20 protein-coding genes are annotated in these 25559 nt (G+C 65.0%); 12 read left to right on the forward strand and 8 right to left on the reverse strand.

Annotated elements, in window-relative coordinates; all coding sequences use genetic code 11:
• Positions 1-39: 39 nt before the first annotated feature.
• A complete protein-coding gene (locus ACFZAI_RS17785) occupies positions 40-465 on the reverse strand; it encodes an Lrp/AsnC family transcriptional regulator (protein WP_054421128.1) in 426 nt (141 codons plus the stop codon).
• 124 nt (positions 466-589) lie between these two features.
• Between ACFZAI_RS17785 and ACFZAI_RS17790 the strand changes: the two genes are divergently transcribed.
• The 4 genes from ACFZAI_RS17790 to ACFZAI_RS17805 all read left to right on the forward strand — a co-directional run bounded on the left by ACFZAI_RS17790 (position 590) and on the right by ACFZAI_RS17805 (position 6968).
• Positions 590-1642 carry an ornithine cyclodeaminase gene (locus tag ACFZAI_RS17790; protein ID WP_391568171.1) on the forward strand — a complete coding sequence of 351 codons (1053 nt, stop codon included), beginning with the start codon at positions 590-592 and terminating at the stop codon, positions 1640-1642.
• Between the two features lie 179 nt (positions 1643-1821).
• Positions 1822-3312, forward strand: coding sequence for an EAL domain-containing protein (locus ACFZAI_RS17795; protein ID WP_391568172.1), 1491 nt, complete (start codon positions 1822-1824; stop codon positions 3310-3312).
• A gap of 91 nt (positions 3313-3403) precedes the next feature.
• Positions 3404-4954, forward strand: a complete 1551-nt coding sequence (locus ACFZAI_RS17800; RefSeq protein WP_391568174.1) for a hypothetical protein — start codon at positions 3404-3406, stop codon at positions 4952-4954.
• Between the two features lies 1 nt (position 4955).
• Positions 4956-6968, forward strand: coding sequence for a hypothetical protein (locus ACFZAI_RS17805; protein WP_391568175.1), 2013 nt, complete (start codon positions 4956-4958; stop codon positions 6966-6968).
• A gap of 69 nt (positions 6969-7037) precedes the next feature.
• Here ACFZAI_RS17805 and ACFZAI_RS17810 read toward each other — a convergent pair whose 3' ends face one another.
• From ACFZAI_RS17810 to ACFZAI_RS17825, 4 genes are all read right to left on the reverse strand, one after another.
• The gene (locus ACFZAI_RS17810; RefSeq protein ID WP_391568176.1) at positions 7038-7250 is read right to left on the reverse strand and encodes a DUF1059 domain-containing protein; all 213 of its coding nucleotides are present in this window, start codon (positions 7248-7250) and stop codon (positions 7038-7040) included.
• A 190-nt stretch (positions 7251-7440) separates the two neighbouring features.
• Positions 7441-9609 carry a putative bifunctional diguanylate cyclase/phosphodiesterase gene (locus ACFZAI_RS17815; RefSeq protein ID WP_391568177.1) on the reverse strand — a complete coding sequence of 723 codons (2169 nt, stop codon included), beginning with the start codon at positions 9607-9609 and terminating at the stop codon, positions 7441-7443.
• Positions 9610-9806: 197 nt separating this feature from the next.
• Positions 9807-10913, reverse strand: coding sequence for a YcjF family protein (locus tag ACFZAI_RS17820; protein ID WP_391568178.1), 1107 nt, complete (start codon positions 10911-10913; stop codon positions 9807-9809).
• A 78-nt stretch (positions 10914-10991) separates the two neighbouring features.
• Positions 10992-11897: a LysR family transcriptional regulator gene (locus ACFZAI_RS17825; protein ID WP_391568179.1), complete on the reverse strand. Its 906-nt coding sequence runs from the start codon at positions 11895-11897 to the stop codon at positions 10992-10994.
• A 229-nt stretch (positions 11898-12126) separates the two neighbouring features.
• Between ACFZAI_RS17825 and ACFZAI_RS17830 the strand changes: the two genes are divergently transcribed.
• From ACFZAI_RS17830 to ACFZAI_RS17845, 4 genes are all read left to right on the forward strand, one after another.
• Positions 12127-13563, forward strand: a complete 1437-nt coding sequence (locus tag ACFZAI_RS17830; protein ID WP_391568180.1) for a sodium:solute symporter — start codon at positions 12127-12129, stop codon at positions 13561-13563.
• A 47-nt stretch (positions 13564-13610) separates the two neighbouring features.
• Complete coding sequence (speB, locus tag ACFZAI_RS17835; protein WP_391568181.1) at positions 13611-14657, forward strand: agmatinase; 1047 nt, start codon at positions 13611-13613, stop codon at positions 14655-14657.
• 381 nt (positions 14658-15038) lie between these two features.
• On the forward strand, positions 15039-16052 hold the full coding sequence (locus tag ACFZAI_RS17840; protein WP_391568182.1) for a hypothetical protein: 1014 nt from the start codon (positions 15039-15041) through the stop codon (positions 16050-16052).
• A complete protein-coding gene (locus tag ACFZAI_RS17845; RefSeq protein ID WP_391568184.1) occupies positions 16049-17191 on the forward strand; it encodes a glycosyltransferase in 1143 nt (380 codons plus the stop codon). Before ACFZAI_RS17840 ends, ACFZAI_RS17845 begins: the two co-directional genes overlap by 4 nt.
• Before the next feature lie 25 nt (positions 17192-17216).
• On the opposite strand, the gene ACFZAI_RS17850 is transcribed toward ACFZAI_RS17845, so the two are convergent.
• The 3 genes from ACFZAI_RS17850 to ACFZAI_RS17860 all read right to left on the reverse strand — a co-directional run bounded on the left by ACFZAI_RS17850 (position 17217) and on the right by ACFZAI_RS17860 (position 20746).
• Complete coding sequence (locus ACFZAI_RS17850; RefSeq protein ID WP_391568185.1) at positions 17217-19148, reverse strand: bifunctional metallophosphatase/5'-nucleotidase; 1932 nt, start codon at positions 19146-19148, stop codon at positions 17217-17219.
• A 168-nt stretch (positions 19149-19316) separates the two neighbouring features.
• Positions 19317-20426 (reverse strand): S-(hydroxymethyl)glutathione dehydrogenase/class III alcohol dehydrogenase, encoded by a 1110-nt coding sequence (locus ACFZAI_RS17855; protein ID WP_391568186.1) that lies wholly within the window; start codon positions 20424-20426, stop codon positions 19317-19319.
• A 29-nt stretch (positions 20427-20455) separates the two neighbouring features.
• A complete protein-coding gene (locus ACFZAI_RS17860; protein ID WP_054421139.1) occupies positions 20456-20746 on the reverse strand; it encodes a metal/formaldehyde-sensitive transcriptional repressor in 291 nt (96 codons plus the stop codon).
• Between the two features lie 119 nt (positions 20747-20865).
• Here ACFZAI_RS17860 and hutC point away from each other — a divergent pair, with 119 nt between their 5' ends.
• The 4 genes from hutC to ACFZAI_RS17880 all read left to right on the forward strand — a co-directional run bounded on the left by hutC (position 20866) and on the right by ACFZAI_RS17880 (position 25533).
• The gene (hutC, locus tag ACFZAI_RS17865) at positions 20866-21609 is read left to right on the forward strand and encodes a histidine utilization repressor (RefSeq protein WP_391568187.1); all 744 of its coding nucleotides are present in this window, start codon (positions 20866-20868) and stop codon (positions 21607-21609) included.
• Positions 21606-22220, forward strand: a complete 615-nt coding sequence (locus tag ACFZAI_RS17870; protein WP_391568188.1) for a HutD family protein — start codon at positions 21606-21608, stop codon at positions 22218-22220. The genes hutC and ACFZAI_RS17870 overlap by 4 nt, the downstream gene beginning before the upstream one ends.
• 198 nt (positions 22221-22418) lie before the next feature.
• Complete coding sequence (gene hutU / locus ACFZAI_RS17875; protein WP_391568189.1) at positions 22419-24116, forward strand: urocanate hydratase; 1698 nt, start codon at positions 22419-22421, stop codon at positions 24114-24116.
• Positions 24100-25533: a purine-cytosine permease family protein gene (locus ACFZAI_RS17880; RefSeq protein WP_391568190.1), complete on the forward strand. Its 1434-nt coding sequence runs from the start codon at positions 24100-24102 to the stop codon at positions 25531-25533. Before hutU ends, ACFZAI_RS17880 begins: the two co-directional genes overlap by 17 nt.
• Positions 25534-25559: the final 26 nt, after the last annotated feature.

Below are 25559 nucleotides of genomic sequence, written 5' to 3' on the forward strand. Positions count from 1 at the left end.
CAAGGCGGGCGGGGGGCAACCCCTGCCCGCTTTGTTGTTTCAGAACGCCTTGAACGTCTTCAGATGAATGCTGGTCTCGGTGGCCGAGATGCCCTTGAGCGTGCGCAGGCGGTCCAGCACTTCGGATAGCTGGTCGATGGTGGGCACGCGCAATTCCGCCAGCAAGTCCCAGCGGCCATTGGTGTCGTGCAGGCCCGCCACGCTGGGTTCGCCCATCAGCAGGTTCACGATCTTGCGGGTCTCATGGCCTTCGACGGCGATGCTCATCCAGGCCACGATGTCGTCGGTTTCCGCTTCCGGGCGCAGCCGCACGGTATAGCCCACGATGATGCCGCGCTCTTCGAGTTTGCGGATGCGGTTGTCGATGGTGCCGCGCGACACGTCCAGCTTCTTTGCCAGCGTCGCCACCGACAGGCGGGCATTGGCGCGCAACAGGCCCAGCAGGCTTTGATCCAGCGTATCCATTGTGAAAAGTGCTAATTGTGGCTGTCGAATTGCCAGAATCTTAGCGTTTCGTGTGGAATGTTGTCACTATGAATTGATTTGGCCGTCAGCCAGAATTTCTGTTCCATAACTTGGGGAGAAAAATATGACGACACTGCTGACGACTTCCGACGTTGCCAACATCGTGGCCTTGCAAGGCCCGCGCAAGGTTTTCACCGACTTGCTGGACTATGTGTTGGCCGACTTTCTGCGATGGCAGGAATTCGATAAATGCGCACGCGTAGCCAGCCATTCCGCCACCGGCGTCATCGAACTGATGCCCACTGCCGACCACGAGCTCTACAGCTTCAAGTTCGTGAACGGCCACCCCGACAACCCGCAAGCCGGCCTGTCCACCGTGATGGCCTTTGGCGCGCTGGCGCACGTCAGCACGGGTGAACCGCTGCTGATCAGCGAACTGACATTGACCACCGCCTTGCGCACCGCCGTGACGTCGGCCCTGGCCGCGCGCGCGCTGGCCCGCCCCGATTCGCGTTCGATGGCCCTGATTGGCAACGGCGCGCAAGCCGAATTCCAGGCGCTGGCGTTCCACTACGTGCTGGGTATCGACACGCTGCATGTGTATGACGTGGACCCCGAGGCCACCCGCAAGCTGGAAAGCAATCTGGCCACCGTTGCGCCGTCGTTGCGCATCGTGCGGTTCGACAGCACCGCCCAGGCCGTCAAAGGCGTGGACATCGTTACCACCGTCACGGCCGACAAGGCCTACGCCACCATCCTGACCGCCGAGATGGTCGAACCCGGCATGCACATCAACGCGCTGGGCGGCGATTGCCCGGGCAAGACCGAGCTGCACGCGGACGTGCTGCGCATGGGTCCGGTGTTCGTGGAATACGAACCGCAAACACGCATCGAAGGCGACCTGCAACAGATGCCGGCCGACTTTGCCGTGACGGAATTGTGGCGCGTGCTGACCGGCCAGCATGGCGGCCGCGCAAGCGCCGATGCCGTGACCATCTTTGATTCCGTGGGTTTCGCGCTGGAAGACTTCTCGGCCTTGCGCTGGCTGCGCGATAGCGCCGCCCGGCATGGCATTGGCGCCCAGATTGAAGTGGCGCCGCAATTGCAAGACCCCAAGAACCTGTTCAACGTGGTGCGCACGGCCCGCAACGGCCAGTCCGCCCTGGTGCGGGGATAAGCGGGCAGCAGGTTTTGCCAAAAAAAGGACGCCCATTCACGAGATGGGCGTTTTTCTTTTTGGGGGACGGGACGCTTGCGGTTACATTGCCTTACGCGCAGGTGCTCCCCTTGAGAAGCGCCGCCAGTGTCCCCCTACTCCCGATGTCACGTATCCGAATTACGGCCGTAGTCCTGTTGATGTCGACGCTGGGTTTCCTGGCGGGCTTGTTGGGCGGACGGCTGATTGAATTGCACCAGGTCGATGACCGGCTGGCGGGCCATAATTCCCGCCTGCTTGCCCACGCCCTGCGTGTTGCGCAGGAAAGCCATCGCTTGATCGACGCCGCGACGCACGCGACGCAGCTTTGCTCGGCGTCTGATATCGCAACGCTGCGTGTGCTGTTGTTCAACGCCACCTTTCTGCGCGACATCGGCCGCCTGCGTGACGGCCGGCTGGTGTGTTCCGCGGCCTGGGGCTTGTTGCCGGAACCGCAGCCGCTGCCGCCCGCAGCCTTCCATACACGCAACGGCGTGACGCTATGGGTGGGCGCCGCCAATATCATCGACCGCCGCATCATCGGCGACATGGCCGCGCGCAACAACGTGGTGGTGTTTACCGCGCCGGGCGCCTTTGACGGATTTCCCGAACCGGGCTCCGGCATCGACGCCAAGGTCGAGACGCGCGATGGCGCCCATGTGTTCCGCCGCTTTGGCCGCACCGACGGGCTGGCGCTCAACCAAGGCGACACCGCTTCGGAAACCAGCTGGCGGGCCGAACGCGTGATCTCAGAATGCGCGGCGCCCGGCAATGTGGATATCTGCGCCGTGTCGCGCGCTTATGTGCCGTCGTGGTTCCCGTTGCCCGCGTTGATCCTGGCCTGCACCGGCGCGCTGGTGGGCGGGCTGCTGGCCGGCTTGTGCGTGTTGTGGCGCCAGCAATCCAAGAGCGATCGCGCAACCTTACGCAAAGCGATCCGGCGCGGCGATGTGCAGGTCCGCTATCAGCCTCTGCGTGAACTGGCGACGCGCCGGCTCGTGGGCGTGGAGGCCCTGGCGCGTTGGCGCGCGCGCGATGGCTCGGCCGTGCCGCCTGCGTTGTTTGTGCCGCTGGCGGAAGAGATCGGCCTGGGGCGTGAGCTGTCGCGGCTGGTGACGGAGCGCGCGCTGCACGAGCTGGCGGGCCGGCTGCGCACTGACCCGGCGTTCTACGTCAGCATCAATGTGTCGGCGGAAGATTTGCAGAACGACGCGTATCCCGACTTCCTGCTGCGCCGGGTGAACGAACACGGCATTGCGCCGCAACGCGTGGCGCTGGAAATCACCGAAGGCACGCCGCTGGCTGACAGCCATGTGCTGGGCACCATCCGCACCTTGCGCCGCCAGGGTTTTCGGATACTGATCGACGACTTTGGCACCGGCAATTCCAATCTCAATTACCTGGCCGAGATTCAGGCCGACGCCATCAAGCTGGACCGCCGCTTCACGCAGGCCATCGGCGCGGAGCAGGCGGGCACGCTGATCATTGACCATGTCATCGATATCTCGCGCGAGCTGGGCCTGGGGCTGATCGTCGAAGGCATCGAAACCGAAGAGCAGGCGCAATACCTGTCGTCGCGCCAACCGGCCACCATTGGCCAGGGCTGGCTGCTGGGGCGGGCGGTGCGGGCGGAGGATATTCCGCAGGAGTAGCGTGGCGGCTGGCAGGGGGTGACCCCTGTCAGCCGTGACACCTTGCCCCTTTATACTGGCCCCCTTTAAATCGCCAAAAGGACCCGCCACGATGACGCCTGCGCCCGGAGATATCTACGTCGTTCACAACAGCCGACTCGATGCCTATACGGCCGTGCAAGTGACCCATGTGGGGGGCGAAAATCGCGCGGGGCTATTGGCGGTGTTGACGCTGGATTGGCTGGGCAAGGGTCTGCCTGATGACGCGGCGCTGGACGCCATGCGGCCGGGCAGCTTCGACTTCATGTTCTGGAACGCGCACCGCCAACACCTGTGGCTGCAAGCGCCTGTGCCCTCGCGCTTTCAGTATATGGGCCGGCGCGAGCCGCTGGTTACGGCGGATACCCAGAGCTTTGGCGGCGGCTGGCCGGACGGCGATACGCACTTCATGCAACGCCGCTGGGACGCCATCGATGCCGACGTGCGCGCGCGTTTCAAGACGGCGGCCCGGGAATATCGCCACGACAAGACCGTGGTGCTGGAGGCGGGCGGCCTGACCTTGACGCGGTCCGCGGGCCGCGTGAACGGCAAGGTGCTGAGCGCGCTGGCCTCGCTGGCGGAACTGGATGCCCTGCCCTTGCTGACCACGGTGGAAGCCGATGCGCCGATCCCCGGGCTGATGCCATGGCTGCGCACGCGCCCCACCATCAACGAATTGATTCTGTCGGGCCAGGACACGCCCGTCATTGATCTGCGCGGCACGAACCTGACGCGTGCGGCCATCGACATGACGGGCGTGCGCGAAATCCATCTGAACGACGGCCTGGATACGTTGACGCTGAACGGCACGGCCAGCGCCGATCTCGTGGTGCATGGCGAAGACAACGGCCGGTGGCTGACCGTGAACCTGAAAGCCGTGGCGCCCGTGTGGTCGGGCTTGCCTGAGGTGGCTTCGCTGAACCTGCATGGCGTGAAGTCGTTGGACGCCAACGACATCGTGCAGGCCTTCCCGCGTTTGCAGGACCTGCGCATCTGGGGCGCCCCGGGAATCTTGCAGGGCCTGGAGGGCTTGGCGGCGTTGAAGTCGTTATCCACGTTGATGCTTAACGACCTGTTCCCGCCTGCGGGCGCCGCCTTGCCCGGCCCATCGGCATGGCCAGAGCTGGCGATGCTGTGGCTGACCAGCGTGCCGGCTGATCTGGCGGCTGCCGCCAAGAAAGCCTACAAGGCCGAGACGGCGCGCGGCCTGAACCTAAGCGTGCGCCAGCCGCGCAAGCCCGAGTGGCTGGCCGCGAATCTGGACAACCCGTTTCGTGAATGGGATGGCAGCGAATTCGTGACACCGGCGCAAGCCAAGAAGGCCGCCACGCTGTACCGCAAGGCGCGCACCGAAGCGCTGAAGCTGGCGGCCGACATGGCTACGGAACCCGGTTCGCTGGCTGACGCGTTGCGGCCCGTTGTGCTGGCGTACACCGAAGGCTTCAACGCGATGGACCGCCGTTCCAGCTTCATTGAAACGGTGGAGCGCGAGCAGATCTACATGGCGCTGATGGGCATCATCGACGCGGTGGAGGCCAAGCGGCGCGAGGTGGCTGGCGATGGCATCGACGCGCTGGACCGCACGCGGGTGGCAGAGGCGATGGATGAAGTGCGGGAGTTTTAAGATGACGCCAGTGCTCATGCTCACCCCCACGCCCGCGCCCGCGCCCACCCCCAGCCCTATGGCTCGCACGCTGCTTGCCGCCGCGCTCTTGTCCGCCAGCGCAAGCCTCTGGCCCGCTGCGGCATGGGCGGCAGATCAAGACGCCTCCACGAGCGTTTCGGCATCGGCGGCAGATCAGGACGCCGCTACAAGCGCTTCGGCATCGGTAGCAGATCAGGACGCCGCCACCAGCGCTGCGACCGCCGCCGCCACCATCGCGCCGCCGCGTTCCCCCTTCGAGCAGCACATGCAGGAGGTCCATCGCCTGATCGCTGAAAAGGATTGGCCTGGCGCCACCGATGCGGCGCGCAAGGCGGTGCAAGCCGCGCGCCAGGGCGAAAACAGCTACGAAGAATTCGACGCCGTCGCCATGCTTGTCCGCCTGCTGCACAAGCAACAGCGCTACAGTGACGGGCGCCGCGAGGCCGAAGCGCAGGTGGCGATTTTCGACAAGCGCAACGCCAGCGAAGACGCCATCGAACAACTGCTGGTGATGGCCGTGCGCGAAGCCGCCGCCGCCAACGAAGCCGCCGATGTGGCGCGCTTGCAGGCGCGCATCTACGCGCAGGGCAACGCCTACCCGGGGCTCTGGACGCGTGATGCCGCCGCTCGCCGCTTGAACTACACGCTGGCCGGCATGAGCCTGCCGCTTGCCACGGGCCGCTGGGCCTTGGTCAGCTTCAAGCCGGCCGACAGCCGCACGGATCGCGCGCAGTTGGACTACATGCAAACCCTGGACGACGGCAGCGCGCTGTCGGCCCGCATCTGGGTTTCGTATCGCGAAGACCTGCGCGCCAAAGACGCGCAAGCGCGGCGCCAGGCATTGGCCCGGCGGATGGGCGAACCTGAAGGCGACCAGACACCTGCGCCGGACACGGAATCGGCGTTGCCCGGCCTGCCATTCAAGGACGCCGTGGCCGCCAAGCGCGCGTTGCAGGCCGATTACCCCGGCGGCAAAGGCATTGAAGCGCAATGGATCGCGGCGCGCGGCGAGTGGTATGTCGAGGCGCGCGCCTCGTTCCCGCAAGGCAAGCAGGACGCCGCCATCGCCCAACTGCGTGAGCTGTTTGACGCCATGACGTGGACGGGAGATGTGCGCCTCTTCCGCGACAAGACCATGCAGGAGCAGGCCCGCGACATCGATTCGTATTGGTTGATGGCGCACGACTGGGACAAGGCCGCCGAACTGGCCGAAGCCGCCCTGCCCGATGCGGTGTTTCCGCTGGAGATTGCGCGCTTGAATACCGTGATCGGCCGCGCCGCCTATGACCGCGACGATCTGCCCGAAGCCCGCCGCAGCCTGGCGCTGGCGGTGCCGGCGTGGGCGCATGCGGGTAAGGCCTATCACGACGAATCGCTCTATCAGACCGCGCTGGATATCGCGGCTGACGTCGCGTACCGGCAAGGCCGCACGCAGGACGCAGTGGCGTTGAATCGTCAGTTCATCCAGTGGGTGGGCAGCCTGGGTGACGGCTGGTCGCTGGCGGAAGCAAGCCCCGTGGTGATGTACGACGAAACGGGCATGTCGCTGCCGCTGCGCATCGGCGAATTCCGGCTGGAGCCCATCGACGCGAACCGTTTTTACTATCGCAATCTGAAGACGGGCGAACAGTTGGGCCTGGCGCTGAACCAGAACGCCGCGGTGCCAGACGACAAGCTGGAAGCGTCCATGCGGTCTTTCATCGCAGACAACCTGGGCCTGCACATTCGGGATCTGAAAACCGAGGCCTTCGCGCCGCGCGCGCAGGAAGGCATGAAGGGGGCGCTACACGGCCGCCAATATACGTTCCAGGTGGAAGCCAGGCCCGACGATGGCCGCACGATCAACCTGGGCGGCTCGCCGGGTGCGCCGCCTGCGCAGATGGTGTTCTGGGTGGTGGACCGGGGCAACACGCGCAGCATTCTGCGCGCGCCCCTGCCGGCTGCGGGTATCCAGACCAGCGCCGCGCAGTTTGCGCAGGCGCTGGCCTGGTAAGCGTGGTCCCGCCATGCGGGTTCGGTGAAGCGGGTTCGATAACGCGGGCTAGCAAAGACCGAATCGCGATCAGGCGTGTTGCGGCGCATTCGCAGGCGGCGTGCCGTCATGGAACATGCCTTTGAGCTGCGTGCGCAGTTCGGGCGAGTCGGCATGCTTGTGGACGGTGGTCGCGTGCTGCACGGCGGCTTCCAGCAGTTCTTCATCGGAATCCGCGGCCAAGGCCACAGAGCAATTGATGTCGCTGGGGTATTCGCGGCAGTCGATGTATTTGCGGGTCATGGAATTCTCCTTGCGCAGCGGCCCGGGGGCGGCTTGCGTGATGGCACTTCCGACGCGCAGCGCGGCAGGCATCGGGCAGGTTGGCGCGTCGCAGCGCACCCGATGATTCGAAAAGTATAGGTCTGGCCGGGTGCGCCCGGGGCTGCGAATTGGGGGGACGGCCCCTGTTTGCGGGGGCCGTCCGGCCGCACTAGTCCGCGCCGCCGGGTGGGGTTCCGGGTTGTGCTCCGGGTTGGGCTCCGGGTTGCGCCCCGGATTGGGCGTTGGGTGCGGCGCCGGGTGTGTTGCCGGGCGTGGCGTCGTGCGACACCGGACGGCCCAGCAGATACCCCTGGAAGTGCGAGCAGCCTTCCTGCGTCAGCCGGTCCAGCTGTTCGGCGGTTTCCACGCCTTCCGCCGTGGTGGGAATATCCAGGCTGCGCCCGATGCCGTTGATGGCGCGGATGATGGCCAGCGCTTCTTTGCTCGATTCCACGTCCTGCGTGAACGACTTGTCGATCTTGATCTTGTCGAACTCGAACGAACGCAGATAGCCCAGCGACGAATAGCCCGTGCCGAAGTCGTCCAGCGCCACCTTCACGCCCAGTTCCTTCAAGCGGTTCAGCGTGTTCAGGTTGGCGGCCGAATTGGCCAGCAGCACGGATTCGGTAATCTCCAGCTCCAGCCGGCGCGCCGGCAGCCCCGACTTCGACAGCGCCGACTCCACCAGCGACACCAGCGCGCTGTTGGTGAACTGGCTGGCCGACAGGTTCACGGCCACGGTTTCATGGTCGTCCCAGCGCATCGCTTCGGCGCAGGCCTCGTGCAAGGTAAAGGCCCCCAGCTCGTGGATCAGCCCGGTCTCTTCGGCGATGGGGATGAAGTCACTGGGCATGATCAGGCCCTTGACCGGATGCTGCCAGCGCATCAGCGCCTCGCGGCCCACGATGCGCACATGGCTCACGTCCATGATGGGCTGGTAATGCAGTTGCAGCTGCTGCCACATGATGGCCTGGCGCAAATCCATTTCGACTTCATGCCGCTTGAGCGCCGCCGTCTCCATCTCGGGTTTGAAGAAGGCCAGGCAGTTGCGGCCGTTGCGCTTGGCTTCGTACAGCGCCATGTCGGCGTAGCGCAGCAGATGGTCAGCGGTGCAGTCGGCCGTTTCAGCCAGCGCGATGCCGATGCTGACGCTGATGGGCACGGTGTGGCCGTCCACTTCAAACGGTTGACGCACCACGTCGATGAGCCGTTCGGCCATCTTGCGCACGTCGTCCTTTTCGCCGATGTTGGGCAGCACCACGGCGAACTCGTCGCCACCCAGGCGGGCCAGCGTGTCGTGCTCGCGCAAGCTCTTGGGCAGGCGCTTGGCCAGCAGCCGCAAGAGCTCGTCACCGCAGGGGTGGCCCAGCGTGTCGTTCACGCTCTTAAAGTTGTCCAGGTCCAGGCACAGCACCGCCGTGCTGCGGCCGCCCGTGCGGCTGCTCAAAGCCTTGAGCAATTGTTCGCGGAACAGACGCCGGTTCGGCATGCCGGTCAGCGTGTCGTGGTGCGCCATGTAGCGCACTTGCGCATGCGCGGCGTTCTCGTCGGTGACGTCATCGGAAATCAGCAGCACGTAGCGCGAGCGCGGGTCGTTGCTGTGGAAAACCAGCGTCTTCGTGCGCAAGGTGCGCACGCCGCTCGCGGTGGTGAGTTCTTCTTCGGCTTCACGCAAGCCGCCATCCGAGCGCAACGCCTCGTTGGTCAGCCGGTCGAACAGGGCGCACGCGGCGGGCGGCAGGCTGCGCTGCGCCGGCTTGCCCATCATGTCGCGGCGCGAGGCGCCGAAGGTCGTCTCCGCCTGGCGGTTGGCCAGCAGGATGTTGCGCGACACCGCATCCAGCACCAGCACGCACGACGGAATGTGCGACACCACGGCTTCCAGGAAGCTCGATAGCGACGTCAGTTCGCTATTGAAGTGTTCGGCCAGTTCCTTGGCTTTCAAGAGCTGTTGCTCGCGTTCGCGCCGTTCGGTGGCGTCGCGCGTGATCTTTGCAAAGCCCATCAGCGCGCCCTGCTCGTCGTAGATCGCGTCGATGACGACGTTGGCCCAGAACAGCGTGCCGTCCTTGCGCACGCGCCATCCCTCGGCCTCGAAGCGGCCTTGTTCGCGCGCGGTCGCCAGGCCGAATTGCGGCAGTCCGGCTGCCTGGTCTTCAGCGCTATAGAAGCAGGCGAAATTCTTGCCGACGATTTCTTCTTGGGTGTAGCCCTTGGCGCGCTGGGCGCCGGCGTTCCAGTTGGCGACGGTGCCGTCCGGATGCAGCATGTAAATGGCGTAGTCGACCACGCCCTGCACAAGGTGCCGGTACATGACGTCGGAGTTGTCGATGATCATTGGATGGGGGGCGGGTTGGAGCGGCCGCGTCTTGCGCGCCTAGTCGGCGCACACGTGGGCTGTCCCGCAAAAAAAACTGAGGGATATACGGCTTTACGTCGTGGGAAGCGCAATATTTAACGCGTCAGAAAGAAAAACGCGAATCTTGCGAATCGTGTCGCCGAAACACATTTGATTGCATCGGCGGCCCGCGGTGGCTACAGCTTCACGCGCTGCTTCAACGCCTGCGCAATCATGCTGATATCGATGTCCTTGCCGGGGTTCTTCTGGCAGAAGTCGTACAGCACCGCCACGTAGGCGTTGCCCAGCAGCTTGGTGATGGCGCCCGCCGTGGTGGCGGCGATGGTGCCGCCGATGGCGCTGCCCGCGCCGGGTATGAACTTCAGCATGCCCGACACCACCGAACGCCCGATCAGCGTGGCGGCCGACGCGCCCAGCGTGGACGTGACGAGCGTGGTGATGGCGGTGGTGTCCAGCTCCATGCCGAAGGTGATGCCAATCTTGGCGATCATGCCCACTTGAATGGGCACCAGCGCAAAGGCGTCCGAGAACGGAATGGGCGCGGCGGCGGCCGATGCGGCCAGCCCTGCGGCCACGTTCACCTCTATCTCAGCCCGCTTTTTTTTTACTTCCAGGGCCTTCTTGTTGCGGGTGGACAGCGCGTTGGCGTAGGCGCGCTGCTGCGCTTCGGGGATGTACTGCGCCGTGGCTTCGATCAGGTTGTCCAGGCCCATCGGCGGTAGCTCGGCGTCCAGCTCGTCGATCCATTCCGGCAGCGCGCGCACCGCCACCACCTGCTTTGCGCGCGGCAGGAGCTTGCGCGCTTCGTCCAGAAAGGGGCTGTTCTTGCGTGCTTTCGTCAGCACGGCCACAACGGGAATGCCGGCGTTGGCCAGCATGTCGCACAGTTCGATCTCGGCGTCTTCCACGCGGTGGCTGCTGTCCTGGATGCACAGCCAGGCCACGTGCAGATGCTTGTCGTGGTCATCCGAGGCGGAACGTTCCTGAATCAGGTCCGTCAGCTGTTGGCGCGAGCGCGCGTAGTCGCCCACTTCCAGGCCGCGCGTGTCGATGATGGTGAGCGGGTGGCCGGGCTTGGTGTATTCCTGCGTGCTTTGCGTGACGGGTTTGCCCGCGCCGGTCTTGGCCAGGTCGCCGCGAAAGACGGCGTTGATCAAGGTGCTTTTGCCCACGCCTGTTTTGCCGGCGATCAGGATGTTCACGCGGCCTGCGCCGCGCGTGGCCGTGCTGATGGCGTCGGCGATGGCGTCTTGCAAGGCGGGGGAGTCGGGGCGTAGCGGCATCGGGCGTGGGTAAAAGGCGAAAGGGCGTTCGGGAACGATATCAGATGCCGCTGCGTTTCGTGCGGCGAACGGCGCGGCTCAGGCCGCCACCCCCAGCGCCGCCCGGATGTCCTCCAGGAACGCCACCGTGATGTCGTTCAAATACGGGCGCTTCTTGGCCACCATGCTGATGTCGACGTCATAGCGGAACGTGTTGGCGTCCAGCGCGTGCAAGAGGCCCGCCGCCACATAAGGCGCGGCGTAGTGTTCAGGCAGATAGCCCAGATGCGCGCCCGATAGGATCAGCATGGCGGCGGCCTCCATGTTGTCGGCCTGAGACGTAATGCGGCGGGGCCGGCCGGTGAACGAGGCTTCTGGCAGCGGATACGTGCGCCAGGTCCAGTCGGCGTTGGCCACATCTTCCACGGTGACGCGGCCGGCACGCGGCGCCAGCGGATGCGTGGCGCCGCAGTACGCCACCTGGCGCTCCTGGAACAGCGGCGTGTAGTCCAGCATCGGCACGCGGTGCAGGAAGTAGCCCACGGCCACTTGCACCTCGTCTTTCAGCAGCAGCTCTTCCAATTCGCGCGGCCCGCGAATCAGTACCGACAAGCGCACGGCTTCGTCGCGTTGGCGAAAGCGTTCAATGGCGTGGCCGATACGCACGTTGTGCGCCATCGTGGCGTTGCCGATCAGGCCCAGCGTCAGGTCGCCCACCAACTGCCGGTGCATGTTGCGCGCTTCGGCGCTGAAGGTGTTCAACGACGCCAGCGCGCCGCGCGCCAGTTTTTCAAATCGCTGGCCTTTCGCCGTCAGCCTGAAGCCGCCACGTCCGCGTTCGCACAGCTTGAAATCCAGCCGGGTCTCCAGCGTGGCCAGCTGGCTGCTGATGGTGGACTGCCCTACGCCCAGCACGTCTTGGGCGGCCGACACGCCGCCCGCATCCACGATGGCGATAAACACCCGGATCAAGCGGAGATCAAGATCGGAAACTTGGGAAAGCATAGGGTTAGCACCTATAAAACATCGATGGTTATCGATGCTTGTAAGTCGAACAAGATATGGATCAGCGCGGGCGTCATTCCTATTATCCACAAGGCTGTCGGGCCGGCCGAAGAAGGCGGCCGACCGCACATCAAAACGGCCGAGCGCTGCAATACGGTGAAACGGCGATTAATAACTTCTATCCGGCTCGGTGTTATTCCGGCGATAGGCGTGAGGGGAGAGGTGGGACATGATTCTGGACATAGGCGTCGTCTTGATTTATCTGGCGGGCATGCTGCTGCTGGGCTGGTACGGCATGCGGCGCGCGAAGACGCAGGAAGACTTTCTGGTGGCCGGGCGCAATCTGGGGCCGGGCCTGTACATGGGCACCATGGCCGCCACCGTGCTGGGCGGCGCCAGCACCGTCGGCACGGTGCGGCTCGGCTATGTGTACGGCATCTCGGGCTTCTGGCTATGCGCGGCGCTGGGGCTGGGCATCATGGTGCTGAACCTGGCGCTGGCCAAGCCCTTGCTGAAGCTGCGCATCTACACAGTGACGCAGGTGCTTGAGCGGCGCTTTACCGCCAACACCAAGCGTGTCAGCGCGCTGGTGATGATGGCGTATGCGTTGATGCTGGCGGCCACTTCCGTCATCGCCATCGGCACCGTCATGCAGGTGCTGTTCGGCCTGCCGTTCTGGGTGTCGGTGGTGGTGGGCGGCGGCGTCGTCGCGCTGTATTCCGCCGTGGGCGGCATGTGGTCGCTGACACTGACCGACATCGTGCAGTTCGTGATCAAGACGGTGGGGCTGATGTTCATTCTGCTGCCCATCTGTTTGATGCGGGTGGGCGGCTGGGACGAGCTTGTGGCGCGCTTGCCCGCCGCCAGCTTCGACATGGCGGCCATCGGCTGGAGCACGATCATCACGTACTTCGTCATCTACTTCCTGGGCATCCTGATCGGGCAGGAAATCTGGCAGCGCGTCTTCACCGCCCGCACGACCCGCGTGGCGCAGGTGGCAGGCACCGTGGCCGGGCTGTACTGCATCGTCTACGGCCTGGTGGGCGCGCTGATCGGCATGACCGCCAAAGTGCTGCTGCCCGATCTGGACAACGTGAACAACGCGTTTGCCGCCATCGTGCAGGCCAGCTTGCCGGACGGCATCCGCGGGCTGGTGATTGCGGCGGCGCTGGCGGCCATGATGTCCACCGCCAGCGCGGCGATGCTGGCGACGTCCACCGTCCTGACCGAAGACCTGCTGCCCGCGCTGCGCGGCGGCCGCGCGTTCACGGATGTGCGCCTGAACCGGCTGATCACGTTGCTGGCGGGCGTGTCGGCGCTGGGCATTGCGCTGGTGGTGGACGACGTGCTCAGCGCGCTCACCTGCGCCTACAACCTGCTGGTGGGCGGCATGCTGGTGCCGTTGCTGGGCGCTATCTACTGGCGCCGCGCCACCACTGCGGGCGCCATCGCCAGCATGCTGCTGGGCTGCTTCACTGCGATTGGCTTCATGGTGAAAGACGGGCTGGCCGCCAACACGCCGGTGTATGCCGCGCTGGCCGCCAGCGCCATCAGTTTCATGGCGATCAGCCTGCTGGGCCGCGCACCCGCCGCGCTGGGATACCGCGACGCGCACACCCCGCAGCGGCGCCCGGAAGCGCCCGCTCGCGAGGCCCGCGGGCAATGAATCATCTGGCATCGCCATCCCCCATCCATTCCTGACAGGAGCCCTGCATGACCTTTTCCCCCGACAAGCTCGCGGCCTTGCGCGCCCGCTTTGGCGGCGACAACGAAGCGCAGATTCACGATCCGCATTTCAGCGCCGTGGCCGCCAACATCATCGATGCAAGCGGCACGCGCAGCGCGCCTTATGCGGGCATGCCCACGCTGATGGACGCGCCCGCACGCCAGATCGATTGGAGCGCGCCCGACTTCGGCGACCTGCAAGTGGCGCTGACCGGCGTGCCGATGGATCTGGGCGCCAGCAACCGCAGCGGCTGCCGTTTCGGGCCGCGCGCGCTGCGCGCCATTGAACGCGTCGGCCCGTACCACCACGTGCTGCGCTGTACGCCCACGCGCGACTTGCGCGTGGCCGACATTGGCGACGTGCCCATGCGCAGCCGCTTCAGCCTGGACCAGTCGCACCAGGACATCGAAGACGCGTACGCCAGGATTCACGCGGCGGGCGTCATGCCGCTGTCCGCAGGCGGCGACCATTCCGTCACGCTGCCGATCCTGCGGGCGCTGGGGCGCGAACAGCCGTTGGCGCTGATCCACTTCGATGCGCACTGTGACACCGGAGGCCCGTTCGATGGCAGCCGCTTCCATCACGGCGGCCCGTTCCGCCAGGCCGTGCTGGACGGTGTGCTGGACCCCACCCGCACCATTCAGATCGGCATCCGCGGCGCGGCGGAATACTTGTGGGAATTCTCGTACGCGTCCGGCATGACGGTGATTCACGCCGAAGACATCGCCACGATGGGCGTTCCGGCCATCATCGCCCGCGCCCGCGAGGTGGTGGGCGACACGCCCGTGTACGTCTCGTTCGATATCGATTGCCTGGACCCCGCGTTCGCGCCCGGCACCGGCACGCCAGAGGTGGGCGGCGTGACGGTGCGCGAAGCGCAGGCCATGCTGCGCGGGCTGGCGGGCATCAACATCGTGGGCGGGGATCTGGTTGAAGTGGCGCCGGCCTATGACGCCACGGCGAACACCGCGCATGCCGGCGCGCAGATCATGTTCGAGATCCTGAGCCTGATGAGCGTGCGCCACGGGAGATGAACGGAAGGGACGAACCGCGGGGATAAACGCCGGAGATAAATTCCCGCGTCGGCGGCAGTCAGGAATTTCCTTGCAGCCGCCTTTCGTTTTGGCGCAAAAGGTAATGGAAAGTACGCCGGCGTTGTCAGCCGGATTTCGGCGGACTAGTGCTGAAAACGCAGTACGCCTGCACGGTTCTGGTGCGGTTTCGATGTATTCGACTGCCCCTGTTCCGCTATGTGGGAAGGCGCGTATCAGCTGCACGAAGCGCGCAAATTAAGGGGCAAATCACACGCTCCAACGCTGTTACATCTCAAATGTTTCGAACCCGTCGGGCGGGCGCGCGCCTGCGTAGAATCCGCCACTCGTAAGGTTTCGCCGCGCTTTCAGTGGCACCCATTCATGACCCGTTTTGCGCTTGTCCCTCGCCTGCTTCGCTCGCGTCCGTTGACCAAAGGCTTTCGTTATTTTTACCGCTACACGCGTGGCGGAGCCTATCGGCACAATGAGACGCTTTGGCCATTGGTGAAGGTGCGGCGCGAAGGCAGCGAGCAACTGGTGGCGTGCGATCTGCTGGGCGTGCGCGGGCCGGCCACGCTGCCGATGGCGCAAGTGCCGCGCGCCATTCACGGCGACGCACACCTGATTCTTAGCGGCCCGTCGGTTGCGCAGATCGACTACGCGCAATGCGCGCTACGTTCCGTCATGGGCGTGAATGGGTCCATCGCACTTTGCCGCCAGCATCCTGCGTTGCGCTTTGATTATTACGCGATGCTGGACGCCGGTTTCGTCAAGCGCCGTCGCGATCTGGTGGCCGAGGTGTTGTCGCAAGACCTGCTGCTGTTCGTCACGCCCGAGGTCTATCGCTGGATTGCCTTTCTGTTTGATGCCGACACCATCCGTTGCCGCATCGCGCTGTTCGAAGAAGTGCATCAGCGCGCGCTGCAACCGCGGGCCCAACCTGACGAGCTCGACGCGCAACTGGCCGGCGACCCCGAGCTGGTGCTGTTCGACGCGCACAACCCCGAGCACGCGCACGGCTTCAGCCTGAACCCCGCGCGCGGCCTCTTTGGCGGCGGCACCGTGGCGTATACGGCGTTGCAGCTACTGGCCTGGATGGGCGCGCGCACCCTGTACCTGCATGGCCTGGACCTGAGCTCGGCCGCCGGGCCGCGTTTTTACGAGCAACCCGGCGCGCAACTGGCCACCGCGCTCGACCGCCAATTCACCGGCCACATCGAACCCGCTTTCCGCGCGGCCAGCCGTTTGCTCGCCGCGCGTGGCGTCAAGGTCTACAACTTGTCGCCGGGCAGCCGCCTGGGCGATGACGTATTTGAAAAGCGGCATTGGAGCTGTTTGCTCAATCAAGGGGAGTCTCCGCCTTCCCTGCAACTGCTCTCGGGCCTCACATCATGAAGATTCTCTACACCAACTTCCATCAGGGCGATGGCGGCGGACACACCACGTATGTGATGTCGCTGGCGCGCATGCTGCGCCAGCGCGCGCACATTACCGTTGCCGCGCCGCGCGGCAGCCGCCTGCTGGCCGAGGCCGACGCCTTGCCCGGCGTGCATTCCATCGACCTGGCGTTCAAGGGGCGCCCGTTTCAGCAGCTAAGCGCGTTGCGCCGCTTGCGCGCCTTGTTGCGCAAAGAGCAATTCGACGTCATCCATGTGAATGGGTCGGCCGACCATCGCCTGTGCATGCTGGCGACCGTGGGCATGGGCGCCAAGCGTCCGTTCATCGTCTACACGCAACACACCGATCGCGCGTCCAACAGCCTGGGCGTGCGCATGCGCGCCAAGTGGGGCACGAACCGCGTCATCTGCGTGTGCGGCCATACCTTTCGCCGCATGAAGGATTCGGTGTTCCGTGACGAAGACCTGCGCGTGGTGCACAACGGCGTTTGCACGCAGCAATATCAACCGGCCAGCGCCGAACAAGCCGCGGCGGCGCGTGCCGCCCTGCTGCCTGCGGGCATGCAGCGCCGGCTGGTGATCGGCAGCAATGCCGGCACCGCCATCTACAAGAACTGGCTGGACATGGTGACCGCCGTGTCGCTCTTGCCCGACCATCAGCGGGATCAGGTTGTGATTCTGATCGCGGGCAAGGAACCCGATGATGAGCAGCGCCAGCGCGTGGCGGATCTGGCCATGACGCACCAGGTGGTGTTCACGGGCCTGCTGGAAGACGTGCGCCCGTTCCTGGCGGCCCTGGATGTGGGCTTCGTGTTGTCGTCGCGGCTTGAGACGATTTCATTTGCGTGCCGCGAAATGATGGCGGCCGGTAAGCCCGTCATCGTCAGCAAGGTGGGCGGATTGACCGAGAACGTGACCGACGGCCGCAACGGCTGGGTGGTGCCGCCGGGTTCGGTCAGCAGCGTGCTGACGACGGTATCGTCGATTCTGAATGACCGCAGCATCGCCGTGAAGATGGGGCAAGAAGCCCGCAACACGGCGCTGCGGGAATTTTCGCTGGCGCGCTTTGTCGGCCAGACCGAAAAGGTGTACCTGGAAGGCAGGACGCCAGGCCGGCAATTCGGCCTGACCTCCTGAACCGTTTCCGCTGCGGCCTTCTTTTTTATTCGCTATACGACTTGGTGCTGTACAGGCTGACCGGCAGCAGGTTCAGCACGGGCAGGCCGGACACGGGGTCCTTGGCCTGCTTGTCGATATAGCTTTGCAGCACGTCGGCGTCCAGCACGCCAATGTCTTGCCGGCGTTCAGCGGGCACGTTCGCCAGCGTCTTGTAGCCGTCGCCGCCGGTGGCGTTAAAGCTCAACACAAACAGCTTGTAGGTGCGTGCGGCGTTCAGCGGCTGCCACGTGCTGGTGGCCGCATCGAGCACTTCGATGTTGGTGACGCGGCTGCCCTGCGCTTGCGCGCCGTTCACATCCCAGCGCAAGCCGCCCGTGTACGGGTACGGCCCTGTAGAGCCGCCCGCACCGAACACCGCCTGCATGCCATCTTCCAACATGCCTTTGACCTCGGCGCCCGTCACATCCAGACGCCACAGCATGTTGCCAAACGGCACCACCTCGATCACGTTGGCCGCCGTCACGTTGCCCTTGAGCGCCGTGCGTACACCGCCGCCGCTTTGCAGCGTGATGTCCGCGCCGCCGTAGTTGGCGTTGGCCACCTCCAGATAGGCTTGCGCCACCAGCTGCTGCATGTCGCCGCCGCGCAGGTCCACGCTGCCCAGCGTGTTGCAGTCGGCGCTTGAACGGCTGCGGTCACGCGTTAAGCCCGGCACGCGGCGCGAGCACAGCTCTTGCGGAACCGAGGCCACGAGGCTCGCGCTGAAGGTATCCACCTTTGCCTTGAACGGTTGCAACACGGCCGCGGCCTGAGCGTCCGGCTGCTGGATGCGCAGGAAGCCGCTGGCCGCCACATCGGCAAGCATCGCGGTGTTGTCGGCGGCGGCCGGGGCGGCCCCACCCACCGTCAGCGTGTCGCCCATCAGCACGTGCGGCGTGCCGGCGCATTCGGTGACGTCGCCGTTGGCGTCGAAGCTGACTTTCAGTTCGCCCACCACTTGCGAATATTCCCAGGCCTGCACCAGGCAGACGCGCTTGCCGTCTTTGTTTTGCAGCACGGTCGGGTAAGCGCCCGACGGTGTGCCTACGCCGTAGGCCACCATCGAATCCGGGCCCAGCAGCGTGTGCGAATCCCCGCCCACCACGACGTCCACGCCGCTCAGCTTGGGGATGATCTGCTTGTCGTAGTCGTAGCCGATATGGCTCATCACCACGATCTTGTTCACGCCTTGCGCGCGCAACGCGTCGATCTGCGTTTGCGCGGCGGCGGCTTCATCCGAGAACAAGGTGCCCGCGTCGGGGCTGGACGATTGCTGCGTCTTGTTGGCGATGGTCAGCCCGACCAGGCCGATCGCCTGGCCGTCACGCTGCAACACGATCGACGGCTTGACCATGCCGGGCGCGCGCGACGGATTCAGCGCGGAGGCGTCGGCGAACGTGACGTTGGCGCTGAGCACCGGCGTCTGGCACGTGCCGGCGTGCAGCAGGTCGATAAAGCGCTTTAAGCCGCTGTCGCCCTTATCGAACTCGTGGTTGCCGAGCGTCATCGCGTCAAAGCACACCGTGTTCATCATGGCGGCATCCGCCTCGCCGGCTTCGCCCGCGCGGTTGAAGTACAGCGTGCCAGTGTTGGCGTCGCCCGCGTGCAGCTTCAGCACGTTGGCCGACTGCGCCGACAGCGCGTTGATGGCGCCCGTGACGCGCGGGAAGCCGCCCACATCCACATTGGCGGTGACCGCGGCGCCCGCCGCGTTCTTCAGCTTCAGGTCTTTTTTCTTGCTGTCCAGATTGGAGTGATGATCGTTGATGTGCAGGATCGTCAGTTCCATCGGCCGGCTGGCGGCGGGTTGCTCGGGCGCGGGCTGTTCTGGCGCCGGGCTGGCGGACGTGTCGTCATCATCGTCATTGCCGCCGCAGCCCGCCAGCAGCAGGGCGCTCAGCATGGCCGCGCCCGCATTCCTCTTCCACGTAATCATTCGTGTGATCCCTCGTTAATGAAGGGCGAATGGTTGCGGCCGAAGATGACGTGAAGATGAATGACAGCGGTGTCATGAACGTGCGCGGCGCTGTCTTGTGCGCGTCATAAAAAACAGGCCCGGCGCATGGTGCGCCGGGCCTGCTGCAAGCTGCCGCGAACGCGACGCTTAGAAGTGAATCACGGTGCGGATCGACTTGCCTTCATGCATCAGGTCGAAGGCTTCGTTGATGCGTTCCAGCGGCAAGGTGTGCGTCACGAACGGGTCCAGGTCGATCTTGCCGCTCATGGCGTCTTCGACCATGCCCGGCAGCTGCGTGCGGCCCTTCACGCCACCGAAGGCGGAACCGCGCCACACGCGGCCCGTCACCAGCTGGAACGGACGCGTGCTGATTTCCTGGCCCGCGCCGGCCACGCCGATGATGATGCTTTCGCCCCAGCCCTTGTGGCAGCATTCCAGCGCCGCGCGCATCACGTGCACGTTGCCGATGCACTCGAACGAGAAGTCCACGCCGCCGTCGGTCAGTTCGACGATGACGTCCTGGATGGGCTTGTCGTAGTCCTTGGGGTTGATGCAATCGGTGGCGCCCATGGCGCTGGCCAGCACGAACTTGTTCGGGTTGGTATCCACCGCGATGATGCGGCCGGCCTTGGCTTGCACCGCGCCCTGGATCACGGCCAGGCCAATGCCGCCCAGGCCGAACACGGCGACGGTGTCGCCTTCCTTGACCTTCGCGGTGTTGTGCACGGCGCCAATGCCGGTGGTGACGCCGCAGCCCAGCAGGCAGACTTTTTCATGCGGGGCGGCGGGGTTGATCTTCGCCAGCGAGATCTCGTTGACGACCGAGTATTCGCTGAACGTCGAGCAGCCCATATAGTGGTAGATTGGCTTGCCTTCGTAGCTAAAGCGCGTGGTGCCATCGGGCATCAAGCCCTTGCCCTGGGTGGCGCGCACCTTCTGGCACAGGTTGGTCTTGCCGGACAGGCAGAACTTGCACTCGCGGCATTCGGCCGTGTAGAGCGGAATGACGTGGTCGCCGGGTTTCAGCGACGTGACGCCTTCGCCCACTTCCACGACGATGCCCGCGCCTTCGTGGCCCAGCACGGCGGGGAACAGGCCTTCAGGGTCGTCGCCGCTGAGGGTGAAGGCGTCGGTGTGGCAGACGCCGGTGTGGGTGATCTGCACCAGCACCTCGCCGCGTTGCGGCGGTGCGACGTCGATTTCAACAATTTCCAGCGGCTTGCCGGGTCCGAATGCGACTGCTGCGCGTGATTTCATAGCGGTTACTCCACGAATGTCGGGTGGGCTTACTTCAAATAGGAACGGACGATGCGCATCAGTTGATCGACCTCGGCGGCGGGGTCGATCTTCGCGTCTGGCGGCCCGCCCTGGGCGGATTGCAGGAAGGTTTCCCGGAGATGGCTTTCCAGCACTTCGGCCATCAGGCCGGTGGCGGCGCCGCGCAAGGCGGCCAGTTGCTGCAACAGCGCGCCGCACTCCGTGCCTTCATTGACCGCGCGTTCCAATGCTAACGCCTGCCCCTGAATACGGCGCAGGCGGGTGACGACACGCTTTTTTTCTTCCGGCGAATGCGGCACGGCAGGCTCCGAAAAAGATACAGGGGGGGAGTATACGGAAATTCGGTTCCCGTTCGCAAGACATGTGTACCTGTCTATACTAGACCCGATTTTTTCCGTTGCACACCAGGACTCCCCCCGTGGCTTCTTCCCCCCCTCGATTGCCCGCCCAGACCAACGCCCTGCCCGCCCCGCTTTACGCCCAGGTCAAGCAGATGATTGCGCAGCAGATACGCAGCGGCGCCTGGCCCGCGCACTACCGCGTGCCGTCCGAAAGCGAACTGGTGGATGAATTGGGTTTCAGCCGTATGACGATCAACCGCGCGCTGCGCGAGCTGACGTCCGAGGGTCTGCTGGTGCGCATGCAGGGGGTGGGCACGTTCGTCGCGCAGCCCAAGGCGCGGTCGGCGTTGTTTGCCGTCAACAACATTGCCGACGAGATTGCGGCGCGCAATCACCGGCATCACAGCCGCGTGGTGCGTTTGGCCGAAGAAGCCGCCGGTGCGGAGCAGGCGCAGGCGCTGGAGATCCGTGCGGGCCAGCCGGTGTTCCATTCCGTCATCGTCCATTATGAAGACGACGTGCCGATTCAGCTGGAAGACCGTTACGTCAATGTGCGGCTTGCGCCGGATTATCTGAAGCAGGATTTCACGCAGAGCACCCCGTACGAATACCTGACGCGGGTTGCGCCGTTGAGCGAAGGCGAACACGTGGTCGAAGCCATTCTGGCCAAGCCGCGCGAATGCCAGTTGCTACAGATTGAACGCGATGAACCCTGCCTGCTGATCAGCCGCCGCACGTGGTCGGGCGACCGCGCCGTCACCCTGGCGCGCCTGATCCACCCCGGCTCACGCCACCGCCTGGAAGGCAAGTTCACGACATGAATTCCCCTGCTATTCATCTGTACCGCGCGGCCGAGTATCCGCGCATGCCCTGGCGCAATGGCGGCGGCACGACGCAAGAGGTGGCGTGCAACCCGGGCGGCAGCACGGCGGCGTTCGACTGGCGGCTGTCCATTGCCGATGTGGCGCAGGACGGCGGTTTCTCGGCGTTCACGGGGTATCAACGCATCATCTCGGTGCTGGAAGGCCAGGGCATCCAGCTGACGGTGGATGGCCACGAACAAGCGCCCCTTGCCCCACCTGCGCCACTTGTGCCACGCGAGGCCTACGCGTTCTCGGGCGACGCCAAGGTGGATTGCCGGCTGCTTGACGGCGCGATCCGCGATTTCAATCTGTTCTATGCGCCGGCGCGCTATCACGCGCGGCTGCAATGGGTGTCGGCCGCCTGCACCTTTCATAGCGACGCGCACAGCGTGCTGGTGCTGAACGCGGGTCAGGAGCTGACGGTGCGCATCAACGGCGCGGCGCACGCGTTGCCGTCGCGCTATGACTGCCTGCATCGGGAAGGCCAGAGCGGGCTGGCGCACTACCAGCTGGAGGCCGCGGGCGCGGTGGATGCCTGCGTCATTGAATTGCAGCCCCGCGCTTGCTGAACGCCTGACCCCGTGCTGGGGTGATCCGATTGGTTATCGAACGTGCCGGACCCGATCAAGGTCCGGCATTTTCATTGGGGAAATCCCTGAGCCAAATAATGGTCTTCTCATCTTGTATATACAAGCATAGGCATCCTATGATTCGGGCAACCGCCGCGCCGCGTCGTTCGCGCGGCCGAACCGATCAAGGAGAGCCTCTTGGACCAACCGACCCGATACCGCGACGTCGTCATCCGCGCCCCGCGCGGCAATCAACTGACCGCCAAGAGCTGGCTTACCGAAGCGCCCTTGCGCATGCTGATGAACAACCTCGACCCCGACGTGGCCGAGAACCCCAAGGAACTGGTGGTGTATGGCGGCATTGGCCGCGCCGCGCGCGATTGGGACTGCTACGACAAGATCGTTGAATCGCTTAAAGACCTGAACGACGACGAGACGCTGCTGGTGCAATCTGGCAAGCCCGTCGGCGTGTTCAAGACGCATGCCAACGCGCCGCGCGTGCTGATCGCCAATTCGAATCTGGTGCCGCATTGGGCTACGTGGGAACACTTCAACGAGCTCGACGCCAAGGGTCTGGCGATGTACGGCCAGATGACGGCCGGCAGCTGGATCTACATCGGCAGCCAGGGCATCGTCCAAGGCACGTACGAAACCTTTGTCGAAGCCGGCCGCCAGCACTATGGCGGCAGCCTGACGGGCCGCTGGGTGCTGACGGCGGGCCTGGGCGGCATGGGCGGCGCGCAGCCGCTGGCGGCGACCCTTGCCGGCGCGTGCTCGCTGAACATCGAATGCCAGCAAAGCCGCATCGACTTCCGTCTGCGCACACGCTATGTCGATGAACAAGCCACCGATCTGGATGACGCGCTGGCGCGCATCGCCCGCTACACCCAGGAAGGCCGCGCGGTGTCCATCGCACTGTGCGGCAACGCCGCTGAGGTGTTGCCCGAGCTGGTGCGCCGTGGCGTCAAACCTGACTTGGTCACCGACCAGACCAGCGCGCACGATCCCTTGAACGGCTATCTGCCTGCCGGCTGGACGTGGGACGATTACCGCGAACGCGCCAAGCGCGAACCCGCCGCCGTCATCAAAGCCGCCAAGCAATCCATGGCGGTGCACGTGCAAGCCATGCTGGCGTTCAAACACCAGGGCATTCCCACGTTCGACTACGGCAACAACATCCGGCAGATGGCCAAGGAAGAAGGCGTGGCCGATGCGTTCGACTTTCCCGGCTTTGTGCCCGCCTACATCCGGCCGCTGTTCTGCCGTGGCGTGGGCCCGTTCCGCTGGGCCGCGCTGTCAGGTGACCCGCAAGACATCTACAAGACGGACGCCAAGGTCAAGGAACTGATACCCGACGACGCGCATCTGCACCACTGGCTGAGCATGGCGCGCGAACGCATCAGCTTCCAGGGCTTGCCGGCGCGCATCTGCTGGGTGGGCCTGGGCGCACGCGCCAAGCTGGGTCTGGCGTTTAACGAAATGGTGCGGTCGGGCGAATTGTCGGCGCCCATCGTCATCGGCCGCGACCACCTGGACTCCGGTTCGGTCGCCAGCCCCAACCGCGAAACCGAAGCCATGCGCGACGGCTCGGACGCCGTGTCTGACTGGCCGCTGCTGAACGCCTTGCTGAACACCGCCAGCGGCGCGACGTGGGTGTCGCTGCATCATGGCGGCGGCGTGGGCATGGGCTTCTCGCAGCATTCGGGCATGGTCATCGTGTGCGACGGCACCGACGCCGCCGCCGAACGCATCGCCCGCGTACTCACCAATGACCCGGCCACGGGCGTGATGCGCCACGCGGATGCCGGCTACGACATCGCGATTGAATGCGCGAAGGAACAGGGCTTGAACCTGCCCATGGTGACCTCGGGGCAACGCGATGGCGCAGCACGGTGAGCCCGGCGCCGCGCCGCTGATCGAGCGGCGCTCCATTGACTACATCCCGGAGTCCGAGCGGCACGGCAAGCTCTACAGCCAGTTCACGCTGTGGATGGGCGCCAACCTGCAAATCACCGCGATCGTCACCGGGGCGCTTGCCGTGGTGTTGGGCGGCGACGTCTTCTGGTCGCTGATCGGCCTGTTCATCGGGCAGGTGCTGGGCGGCGGCGTGATGGCGCTGCATGCGGCGCAAGGCCCGAAGCTGGGCCTGCCGCAGATGATCTCCAGCCGCGTGCAATTCGGCGTGTACGGGGCGGCGATACCGATCGTGCTGGTCTGTCTGATGTACCTGGGCTTCACCGCCACGGGTACGGTGTTGTCGGGGCAGGCGCTGGGCCAGTTGTTCGGCGTCAGCGACACCACCGGCATCCTGATCTTCGCCACCGTGATCATCGCGGCCACGCTGTTCGGCTACCGCGTGATCCACATCATTGGCCGCATCGCCACCGTGTTCGGGCTGATCGCTTTCGTGTATCTGTTCAGCCGCGTCATCGCGGTGGGCGACGTGGGCCAGCTGCTGCAGATCCGGCATTTCAGTTGGGACAAGTTCCTGCTGGCGGTGTCGCTCGCGGCGTCGTGGCAGATCGCGTATGGCCCTTATGTCGCGGACTATTCGCGTTACCTGCCCAGCCGCACGTCTCCGGTAAAGACGTTTCTGGCGGTGGGGCTGGGGTCGGTCTTGGGCGCGCAGATTGCGATGGTGCTGGGTGTGCTGGCCGCCGCCATGGCGGCGGGCCAGTTCGCGGGGCGCGAAGTGGCGTACATCGTCGGGCTGGGCGGAACCGGCACGATGGCGGCGCTGCTGTACTTCAGCATCGCGTTTGGCAAGGTCACGATTTCCACGCTGAACTCGTACGGCAGCTTCATGTGCATTGCGACCATCGTCAGCGGCTTTCGCGGCCACGTCGAGGTCACGCGGCGCCAGCGTGCGGTGGCGGTGGTGCTGATCGTGGGCGCGGCAACGGCGGTGGCGCTGATCGGCCAGCATTCTTTCCTGAACGCGTTCAAGTCCTTCATTCTGTTCCTGCTGGCGTTTTTCGTGCCGTGGAGCGCGGTGAATCTGGTGGACTACTACTTCGTCAACCGCGAGCGCTACGACGTGCCGGCGCTGTCCGACCCGAATGGGCGTTACGGGCGTTGGAACCTGCCCGGCATTCTGGTCTACGCGTTTGGCGTGCTGGTGCAGATGCCCTTTATCTCGACCAAGCTTTACACCGGCCCGATGGTTGAGCGGCTGGGCGGTGTGGATATCTCGTGGATCATCGGGCTGATCGTGCCCAGCATCCTGTATTACCTATTCGCGCGGCGCGGGCCGCAGCACAAGGCCGATACGCCTGACGCATCGGCGCGGCGGCGCACGCAAGAACCCGCGTAATCACGACATTGCATGAAGCCGGCTGA

It is taken from the genome of Achromobacter sp. NPDC008082 (assembly GCF_042957345.1).
GTDB lineage: Bacteria > Pseudomonadota > Gammaproteobacteria > Burkholderiales > Burkholderiaceae_B > Achromobacter > Achromobacter kerstersii_A.

Excerpts from the sequence above, each read along its gene's own strand:
- ACFZAI_RS17785 (WP_054421128.1), bottom strand. The coding sequence starts at position 465 with ATGGATACGCTGGATCAAAGCCTGCTGGGCCTGTTGCGCGCCAATGCC.
- ACFZAI_RS17790 (WP_391568171.1), top strand. The coding sequence starts at position 590 with ATGACGACACTGCTGACGACTTCCGACGTTGCCAACATCGTGGCCTTG.
- ACFZAI_RS17795 (WP_391568172.1), top strand. The coding sequence starts at position 1,822 with ATGTCGACGCTGGGTTTCCTGGCGGGCTTGTTGGGCGGACGGCTGATT.
- ACFZAI_RS17800 (WP_391568174.1), top strand. The coding sequence starts at position 3,404 with ATGACGCCTGCGCCCGGAGATATCTACGTCGTTCACAACAGCCGACTC.
- ACFZAI_RS17805 (WP_391568175.1), top strand. The coding sequence starts at position 4,956 with ATGACGCCAGTGCTCATGCTCACCCCCACGCCCGCGCCCGCGCCCACC.
- ACFZAI_RS17810 (WP_391568176.1), bottom strand. The coding sequence starts at position 7,250 with ATGACCCGCAAATACATCGACTGCCGCGAATACCCCAGCGACATCAAT.
- ACFZAI_RS17815 (WP_391568177.1), bottom strand. The coding sequence starts at position 9,609 with ATGATCATCGACAACTCCGACGTCATGTACCGGCACCTTGTGCAGGGC.
- ACFZAI_RS17820 (WP_391568178.1), bottom strand. The coding sequence starts at position 10,913 with ATGCCGCTACGCCCCGACTCCCCCGCCTTGCAAGACGCCATCGCCGAC.
- ACFZAI_RS17825 (WP_391568179.1), bottom strand. The coding sequence starts at position 11,897 with ATGCTTTCCCAAGTTTCCGATCTTGATCTCCGCTTGATCCGGGTGTTT.
- ACFZAI_RS17830 (WP_391568180.1), top strand. The coding sequence starts at position 12,127 with ATGATTCTGGACATAGGCGTCGTCTTGATTTATCTGGCGGGCATGCTG.
- speB (WP_391568181.1), top strand. The coding sequence starts at position 13,611 with ATGACCTTTTCCCCCGACAAGCTCGCGGCCTTGCGCGCCCGCTTTGGC.
- ACFZAI_RS17840 (WP_391568182.1), top strand. The coding sequence starts at position 15,039 with ATGACCCGTTTTGCGCTTGTCCCTCGCCTGCTTCGCTCGCGTCCGTTG.
- ACFZAI_RS17845 (WP_391568184.1), top strand. The coding sequence starts at position 16,049 with ATGAAGATTCTCTACACCAACTTCCATCAGGGCGATGGCGGCGGACAC.
- ACFZAI_RS17850 (WP_391568185.1), bottom strand. The coding sequence starts at position 19,148 with ATGATTACGTGGAAGAGGAATGCGGGCGCGGCCATGCTGAGCGCCCTG.
- ACFZAI_RS17855 (WP_391568186.1), bottom strand. The coding sequence starts at position 20,426 with ATGAAATCACGCGCAGCAGTCGCATTCGGACCCGGCAAGCCGCTGGAA.
- ACFZAI_RS17870 (WP_391568188.1), top strand. The coding sequence starts at position 21,606 with ATGAATTCCCCTGCTATTCATCTGTACCGCGCGGCCGAGTATCCGCGC.
- ACFZAI_RS17880 (WP_391568190.1), top strand. The coding sequence starts at position 24,100 with ATGGCGCAGCACGGTGAGCCCGGCGCCGCGCCGCTGATCGAGCGGCGC.